This is a genomic window from Nocardioides sp., assembly GCF_016462705.1.
In the GTDB taxonomy this organism is placed as follows: domain Bacteria; phylum Actinomycetota; class Actinomycetes; order Propionibacteriales; family Nocardioidaceae; genus Nocardioides.
In genome coordinates, this window is record NZ_JAEMSS010000201.1 from 1 (window position 1) to 6902 (window position 6902).

The 6902-nt window shown below is 72.8% G+C and carries 9 protein-coding genes and 1 pseudogene; 5 read left to right on the forward strand and 5 right to left on the reverse strand.

The annotated features are described in order from the left end of the window. Window positions 1-812 (forward strand): annotated as a pseudogene (locus tag JHD21_RS19050) (hypothetical protein); the annotation flags it as partial. 25 nt (window positions 813-837) lie between these two features. On the opposite strand, the gene JHD21_RS19055 reads toward JHD21_RS19050, so the two are convergent. Then, window positions 838-1593, reverse strand: a complete 756-nt coding sequence (locus tag JHD21_RS19055; RefSeq protein ID WP_292678418.1) for a PIG-L deacetylase family protein — start codon at window positions 1591-1593, stop codon at window positions 838-840. Between the two features lie 44 nt (window positions 1594-1637). On the opposite strand from JHD21_RS19055, the gene JHD21_RS19060 reads away from it, so the two are divergent. Then, window positions 1638-1859 (forward strand): hypothetical protein, encoded by a 222-nt coding sequence (locus JHD21_RS19060; RefSeq protein WP_292678420.1) that lies wholly within the window; start codon window positions 1638-1640, stop codon window positions 1857-1859. Window positions 1860-1862: 3 nt separating this feature from the next. Then, window positions 1863-2852 carry an LLM class F420-dependent oxidoreductase gene (locus JHD21_RS19065; RefSeq protein ID WP_292678422.1) on the forward strand — a complete coding sequence of 330 codons (990 nt, stop codon included), beginning with the start codon at window positions 1863-1865 and terminating at the stop codon, window positions 2850-2852. Window positions 2853-3124: 272 nt separating this feature from the next. Here the strand turns inward: JHD21_RS19065 and JHD21_RS19070 are convergent, their stop codons facing one another. Further along, complete coding sequence (locus tag JHD21_RS19070; RefSeq protein WP_292678425.1) at window positions 3125-4312, reverse strand: alcohol dehydrogenase catalytic domain-containing protein; 1188 nt, start codon at window positions 4310-4312, stop codon at window positions 3125-3127. A gap of 69 nt (window positions 4313-4381) precedes the next feature. Next, window positions 4382-5047, reverse strand: a complete 666-nt coding sequence (locus tag JHD21_RS19075; protein ID WP_292678427.1) for an HAD family hydrolase — start codon at window positions 5045-5047, stop codon at window positions 4382-4384. 82 nt (window positions 5048-5129) lie between these two features. On the opposite strand from JHD21_RS19075, the gene JHD21_RS19080 reads away from it, so the two are divergent. Both JHD21_RS19080 and JHD21_RS19085 read left to right on the forward strand, forming a co-directional pair. Next, window positions 5130-5576 (forward strand): SRPBCC family protein, encoded by a 447-nt coding sequence (locus tag JHD21_RS19080; protein WP_292678429.1) that lies wholly within the window; start codon window positions 5130-5132, stop codon window positions 5574-5576. Next, the gene (locus JHD21_RS19085; protein WP_292678431.1) at window positions 5573-6220 is read left to right on the forward strand and encodes an RsmD family RNA methyltransferase; all 648 of its coding nucleotides are present in this window, start codon (window positions 5573-5575) and stop codon (window positions 6218-6220) included. The genes JHD21_RS19080 and JHD21_RS19085 overlap by 4 nt, the downstream gene beginning before the upstream one ends. Here the strand turns inward: JHD21_RS19085 and JHD21_RS19090 are convergent. Next, complete coding sequence (locus JHD21_RS19090; protein WP_292678433.1) at window positions 6217-6423, reverse strand: CDGSH iron-sulfur domain-containing protein; 207 nt, start codon at window positions 6421-6423, stop codon at window positions 6217-6219. The genes JHD21_RS19085 and JHD21_RS19090 overlap by 4 nt on opposite strands. Next, window positions 6420-6902 (reverse strand): iron-containing redox enzyme family protein (locus tag JHD21_RS19095; RefSeq protein ID WP_292678435.1); only part of this gene is annotated, 483 nt, incomplete at its 5' end. The genes JHD21_RS19095 and JHD21_RS19090, both read right to left, overlap by 4 nt.

Here is a 6902-nt window from a genome sequence, read left to right on the forward strand (position 1 = left end):
AGTCCGGCGAGCCCGATCTCGTCGGCGACGACCTGACCGCGCCGGTGACGGCGGGCGGGTCGACGACGCCCAGCCAGGAGGTCACCCAGGTAGCCCCGCCGAGCCTCTCGCCCGCGGACCAGCCGAGCGTGGCGGTGAGCGCGACTCCCAGTGGCACCGCGACCAGTTCTGCGACCAGCACCCCGACCAGCGAGCCGAGTCCCTCCGCGTCGGACGACCCGAACCCTCCGGCGGCGCCCGGCCGGCTCGTCGCCGCACCGCGGACTCTCGACCTGGGGGCCTCGGGAGGCCGGACCCTGACCCTCACGAACCCGGGCGGGACCACGGTCACCTACTCGGTCGTGGCCGAGGACTCCTGGCTGGCGACCAGCCCCGCGAGCGGCTCCCTCAAGCCGGGGCAGTCGCGATCCGTGACCGTCTCCGCGCGCCGGGGCGGGCTGCCGGAGGGCACGTCCTCCGGCGGGCTGACCGTGCGCTGGGACGAAGGCACCGTGCCGATCGCGGTCAGCGCCGCACGGGAGGTCCCTCCGACGATCGGTGCCGTCTCCGTGGTGCCCTCCGAGTGCGACCAGCCCGTCGACGTCGTCGTCCCGATCAGCGACGAGTCCGGCGTCGCGTCGGCCTCGGTCGCCTGGGCCGGGCCGTCAGCCTCGGGCACGACCGCTCTCACTGCCTCCGGCGGGCAGTGGAGCGGCTCGATCGGGCCGTTCGCGGTCGGGGGCACGGTGCAGCTGTCGTTCGTCGCGACCGACACCCGCGGCAACACCGCTCGCCGCAGCGCGTCGATCTCGGTCGACCCGTGTCCGGGCTGACTCGGTCCCCGGCTCGGTCCCTGGGCTAGTCCCCCCAGCCCATCGGGAACACCTCGAACGCCGCGCCGAACGCGACCCCCAGCCGCTGCCCGGTCGTCCGGGCGAAGCCCTCGAGGAACTCGCGCGGGTCGAAGTGCTCCCAGCCCAGCCCGTCGATGTAGGCACGGTGCGCCTCCAACGAGGACACCCCGGCGTCGAAGGTCTCGGTCGTGTCGACGCCATGGGTCGCCTGCGGCGAACCGAAGGCCCAGACCGCGCGGACCCCGCCCCAGGGCTCGGTCCCGTCCGTGAGCTGCTCGGGGAAGACCCACCGGTTCCCGGCGTCGCGCACCGCGTCGACCACGGCTCTGCCGACGGCGATGTGGTCGGCCTGGTTGAGGTTGGCGCCGCCCCACGTGTCCCGGAAGTTGCCGGTGATGACGATGTCCGGGCGGTGCCGGCGGACCACGGCGGCGATCGCGGCCCGTAGCGGGACGCCGTACTCCAGGACGCCGTCGGGCAGTCCCAGGAAGTCGACCTCGTCCACCCCGACGATGCGCGCGGACTCGACCTGCTCGGCCTCGCGCACGACCCGGCACTCGTCGGGCGCCATGCCGTCGATGCCGGCCTCGCCACTGGTGACCATGCAGTAGACGACCCGCTTGCCCTGCCCGGTCCAGCGGGCCACGGCGGCGGCCGCGCCGAACTCCAGGTCGTCGGGGTGGGCCACGACGCACAACGCGGAGTCCCAGTCCTCGTCCAGAGGCTCGAGCGGCTGCGGGCGATCGGGTGCATCGGTCATGGGAACAGCGTGCCACTCCCGCGATGGTGGGTACTGGGCGTGACATGACTGAGGGACGCAGCAACGAGGAGATCGCGGCCATCCAGATCGTGGTCGACCGGGTCGGCGGCTACCAGGACGGAGCGCCGGAGGGCACCGTCCGCGCCGAGCTCGACAAGGGGCTTTCCGAGGCCGGCATCGACCTGGCCGACGAGCACGTCGACCGGCTCGCCGCCGCGATCGAGGAGGAGCACGGCTCGGTCGACGCCGGCTCGGTCCTGGGCTGACCGATGGTCACGCGCTTCGGCTACACCCTGATGACCGAGCAGTCCGGCCCGCGGGACCTGGTCCGCTACGCGGTCGCCGCCGAGGACGCCGGGTTCGACTTCGAGGTGTCCAGCGACCACTACTCCCCCTGGCTGACCGAGCAGGGCCACTCCGCGTACGCCTGGAGCGTGCTCGGCGCCGTCGCCCACGCCACGGAGCGGGTCGAGCTGATGACCTACGTCACCTGCCCGACGCTGCGCTACCACCCCGCCGTGGTCGCCCAGAAGGCCGCCACCATGGCGCTGCTGAGCGGCGGGCGCTTCACCCTCGGGCTCGGCAGTGGCGAGAACCTCAACGAGCACACCGTCGGCGCCGGCTGGCCGGCGGTCGAGACCCGTCAGGAGATGCTCGAGGAGGCGGTCGAGATCATCCGGGCGCTGTTCGGTGGCGACCTGGTCACCTACCGGGGCGAGCACTTCGCCGTGGACTCGGCTCGACTCTGGGACCTGCCCGAGGATCAGGTCCGGATCGCGATCGCCCTCTCCGGCGAGCGCGGCCTGGAGCGGTTCGCCCCGCTGGCCGACGACCTGGTCGCCGTCGAGCCCGACGCCGAGCTCGTCACGGGGTGGAACGCCGTCGACGGGACCGAGCCGATCGGCGCGGGTGCCCGGGCCATCGGCCAGCTGCCGATCTGCTGGGACCCCGACGAGAAGGCGGCGGTGGCGCGGGCGCACGAGCAGTTCCGCTGGTTCGGCGGTGGCTGGGACGTCAACGCGGACCTGCCCACGACGGCGGGCTTCAGCGCCGCCAGCCAGTTCGTCAGGCCCGATGACGTCGCCGGCTCGATCCCCTGCGGACCCGACCTCGACGCGATCGTGGCGAAGGTCAGCGAGTACTGGGACGCCGGCTTCACCGACATCTGCGTCGTCCAGGTGGGGGACGACGGCCAGGACCGGTTCCTCGAGGAGGCCGCCGGCCCGCTGCTCGAGAAGCTCCGTGCCGCCGCTCCCTGACCGCCACCACGGGGTCTACCTGGCCTGGACCTCGGAGCCGCCGGAGGACCTGGACGGCCCCTGGGTCGAGGCGAGGCGGATTGCCCCGGGGCTGCTCCTCCTGGAGAGCGAGCAGACCCTGTCGGAGGTCTACCACGCCCTGAAGTGGGCCCTCCCCGACCGGGCGGAGATCATCGTCGCGCCCGTCGACCGGACACCGAAGTCCCGGGGGATGGCCCCGGGACGACGTCGTGGCTGCGGGCCAGGACGACGGGTGCCGCCCGGATCGAGACCTAGGGACGGAAGACGACCTTGACGGCGCCGTCCTGCTTCTTCTGGAACGTCGCGTAGGCGTCCGGCGCCTCCTCCAGGGAGAGGTGGTGGGTGGCGAACGACTCCACCCCGAGCACGTCCTCGTCCTGGTCGAGCAGCGCGAGGATGTCACCGGTCCAGCGGCGCACGTTGGCCTGACCCATCCGCACCTGGATCTGCTTGTCGAACATCTGGAACAGGGGCAGCGGGTCGGCCGCCCCGCCGTAGACGCCGGAGATGGAGACCGTGCCGCCGCGCCGCACCGCGTCGATGGCGGTGGTCAGCGCTGCCAGCCGGTCGACGCCGGCCTTCAGCATGAGCGGCTCGGCGATCGCATCGGGCAGCAGCCCGACGAGCTTGTGAACCGCCTTGACGCCGCCGGAGCCGTGCGCCTCCATGCCGACCGCGTCGATGACCGCGTCGGCGCCGCGGCCGGCGGTGAGCTCGCGGACCCGCTCGGCGACGGCGGTCTCGTCGAGGTCGGTGATGTCGATCGTCTCGGCGCCGCGCCCGCTCACCCGGGCCAGCCGCTCGTCGACCAGGTCCGCGACGATCGTGCGGTGGCCCCGGTGCATGCCGATCCGGGCGGCCATGTCCCCGATCGGTCCCGCTCCGAGCACCAGGAGCGTCCCTCCGTCGGGCACGTCGGCGTACTCGACGGCCTGCCAGGCGGTCGGCAGCACGTCGCTGAGGAAGAGGTAACGGTCGTCGGGGCGCTCCTTGGAGACCTTGACCGCCCCGTAGTCGGCGTGCGGGACCCGGAGGTACTCCGCCTGGCCGCCGGGGACCTGGCCGTAGAGCTTGCTGTAGCCGAGGAGACTGGCGCCGGTGCCGTGCTCGGTGTTCTGGGTGGTCTCGCACTGGCTCTGCAGGTCGCGCTCGCACATCCAGCAGTGGCCGCAGCTCACGTTGAACGGGATCACCACCCGGTCTCCGACGTCGAGGTGCGGGACCTCGGCACCCACGGCCTCGACGATCCCCATGGGCTCGTGGCCCACGACGTCACCCGGCTCCATGAACGGTGCCAGCACCTCGTAGAGGTGGAGATCGGAACCGCACAGGCCCGACGACGTGACCCGGATGACGATGTCGGTCGGCTCCTCGATCACGGGGTCGGGGACGTTCTCGACCCGGATGTCCTTCGCGCCCTGCCAGGTGACTGCCTTCATGAGTTCTCCGGTGCCCGGCACGGACCGGCCGTACCCTCATCCGCAGGGGTGGACCACCCCGTCAGCGGGTCAGACCGGCGCCCACTCGTCGACGTGGGCCCGGAGGTCCTGAAGGTCGTCGTAGACGTTGCGGGCCCCGGCGTCGAGCAGCTCCGCGCGACCGTAGCCGCCGGTCAGCACGCCGTACGCCGGCACACCGGCACGCTGCGCCGAGGTCATGTCGTGGACGGAGTCCCCGACCACGCACGCGCTCCCGGCACCCAACCGGGTCAGGGCCTCCTCGATGAGGTCGGGGTCGGGCTTGGACTCCTCGGTGTCCTCGGCCGTCGTGGCGGTGTCGGCGAGCTCGTCGGCGTCGAGGAGGTCGAAGGCGTGCTGGGCGTGCTGGGGGATGCTCGAGCTGGCCAGGGCGACCGCCAGCCCGCGGCCGCGCAGGGACCGGAGCAGCTCCTTGGCTCCATCGAGCAGGCGGGTCTCGTCGATCAGGCTGTCGTACTCCTTCTCCCACCGGTCCCGGACCTCGTCACCGTGGGTCTCCTCGACCTCGTCCCCGGCCACCGCGGCCACGAGCTTGTCGCCGCCCATGCCGATGGCCCGGTGGATCCGCCAGACCGGCACGTCCACCCCGACGTGCCCGAAGGCGCGCGCCCACGCGATCGCATGGTGGTAGTTGGAGTCGAGCAGCGTGCCGTCGACGTCCAGCACCACAGCGGCGCGACTGTCCTGTGCATCCATGGCCTGCCGGTGCCCGGTGTGACGTTCGACCATGCCGAGCGTCCGAAGGGCGGTGCCCGGCCCAGCGGGGTACCAGTCCCCCGTGAGCACAAACAAGCGGCTGATGCACGCGACCCCTGACCAGGTCTGGGAGGTTCTGTCCGACGGCTGGCTCTACCCCCTCTGGGTGGTCGGCGCCTCGCGGATGCGCGAGGTCGACGACGGGTGGCCCGCCGTGGGCAGCCGGCTGCACCACTCGGTGGGCACCTGGCCCCTGCTGATCGACGACGTCACCGAGTCCGTCGAGCAGACGCCCGGGTCGCTCCTGGTGCTGCAGGCGCACGCGTGGCCCGCCGGCCGGGCCACCGTCACCCTGCGCCTGTCCCCCGTGGGGACCGACACCGAGGTGACGATCGAGGAGCAGGCGACGGCCGGGCCCGGGGCGCTGGTCCCCCGCGTGGTCCAGGACCCGATGCTGGCCTGGCGCAACGTGGAGGCGTTGCGGCGCCTGGCCTTCCTGGTGGAGCGGCGGCAGCAGGAGACCTCATGAGTGCCACCGCCCACGGCACCGCTCGCGTGGCCGACTTCGACGGCCTCCAGATCGAGTACGACGATCGTGTGCTCCAACCGCGTCCCTGGACCGCCGAGCAGTCCCGGTGGGCGGCCGAGCTGATCCGCTCCGCACCGCCCGGTCCCGTGCTGGAGCTCTGCTCGGGCGTCGGGCACATCGGGCTGCTCGCGGTCAGCCTGGCCCCACGGTCGCTCGTGTGCGTCGACGCGGACGCCGGCGCCTGCGCCTACCTGCGCCGCAACGCCGCGCACGCGGGGATCCGCGTCGACGTCCGCGAGGGTCTGATGGACGAGGTCCTCGACGCCGACGAGCGGTTCGCCGTCGTCATCGCGGACCCGCCGTGGGTCACCAGCGATGACGTGGGGCGCTACCCCGAGGACCCCTTGCTGGCGATCGACGGGGGGCCGGACGGACTCGACCTGGTGCGTGCCTGCCTGGAGGTCATCGACGATCACCTCGTCGAGGGCGGCCACGCCCTGCTCCAGACCGGCCCCGACCAGCCGGACGCCGTCACGGCACTCGTCGCGGCGTACGACGCGTTGACCGTGCGCGAGGTCCGGCTTCAGGAGCGTGGAGCGCTGGTCCGGATCGACCGCGCGGTCGGGGCCGGCAGGACCGACTAGGGCCGGAGCTTCCGCGGCAGCACCTTGTGCGTGCCGTCGCACCAAGGCTTGGACGCCGACTTGCCGCAGCGACAGACCGCGGACACGGGCCGGGTCGTGCAGTGCTCCACCCCGTCGTCGTCGCGCACCACGTGATCCCCGCGCAGCAGCATCGGGCCACCCGGGCACAGCTCCACGTCGGGGCGGGCGGGGACGGCGGTCACGCCGCGACCCCCCACGACCGGAGGAGGCGGTGGGCGGTACGGGTCTCGAGGTCCAGGCACGCCCAGGCGCCGAACCACACGTCCGTCTCGAGGGACGGCGTCTCGGCGACCAGCGCGACGCAGATGTCTCGCAGCGCGACCTGCTCGTGTACCGCGTCGGCCTCGACGTGCTCTGTGTAGTAGCTGACGATCTCCGCCGGCAGTCCCAGCCGTTGCAGTCCTTGTGCCATCCGTCGCGACGGCAGCGAGCTGGTGGCCTCGAACGCGGCGAGGTGGCCGACGGCGGCCCCCCGGAGCCGTCGCTGGAGCCCGAACATGGACAGGACGTTGTTCTGCTCGAGCACCTCGGCGGGGGCCTCGTCCACGTAGACGCCCGGCTCCGGCCGGAGTCCGCTGGCCTCCATGCCCCGGGCGAACAGGTGGCTGTGGAGCCGGGACGGGTCGCCCACGCCGTACTCGTCGTACTGGAGCTCCACCAG

Coding starts and splice junctions, on each gene's coding strand:
- JHD21_RS19055 (WP_292678418.1), bottom strand. CDS start 1,593: ATGACCGATGCACCCGATCGCCCGCAGCCGCTCGAGCCTCTGGACGAG.
- JHD21_RS19060 (WP_292678420.1), top strand. CDS start 1,638: ATGACTGAGGGACGCAGCAACGAGGAGATCGCGGCCATCCAGATCGTG.
- JHD21_RS19065 (WP_292678422.1), top strand. CDS start 1,863: ATGGTCACGCGCTTCGGCTACACCCTGATGACCGAGCAGTCCGGCCCG.
- JHD21_RS19070 (WP_292678425.1), bottom strand. CDS start 4,312: ATGAAGGCAGTCACCTGGCAGGGCGCGAAGGACATCCGGGTCGAGAAC.
- JHD21_RS19075 (WP_292678427.1), bottom strand. CDS start 5,047: ATGGATGCACAGGACAGTCGCGCCGCTGTGGTGCTGGACGTCGACGGC.
- JHD21_RS19085 (WP_292678431.1), top strand. CDS start 5,573: ATGAGTGCCACCGCCCACGGCACCGCTCGCGTGGCCGACTTCGACGGC.